We start from the raw sequence: 230 nt of genomic DNA on the forward strand, positions 1-230 counted from the left end.
GTGTTTCTCCCTCCAGCCCCATCAGAATGGCCTTGGGTGAGCCGTGGCCAGCGCCCGTCGCGCCCAGGGAGCCATAGAGCTCGGCACTGATGCGCTGACACTGGGACAGGCTCTGCTCGGCGGCGAGGCGCAGTGCAAAGTGACGGGCCGCATGCATCGGGCCGACCGTGTGTGAGCTGGAAGGGCCAATACCGATTTTGAACAGATCAAAGACGCTGATTGACATGCGC

1 protein-coding gene is annotated in these 230 nt (G+C 63.0%); it reads right to left on the reverse strand.

All coding sequences use genetic code 11. The annotated features are described in order from the left end of the window. Positions 1 to 226, reverse strand: a 226-nt coding sequence (locus A3709_RS04825; RefSeq protein WP_304438760.1) for a serine dehydratase beta chain, incomplete at its 3' end; no start/stop codon positions are given. Between the last annotated feature and the right edge of the window lie 4 nt (positions 227 to 230).

Origin of the sequence: Halioglobus sp. HI00S01 (assembly GCF_001635445.1) — a bacterium.
Lineage (GTDB): Bacteria > Pseudomonadota > Gammaproteobacteria > Pseudomonadales > Halieaceae > Halioglobus > Halioglobus japonicus.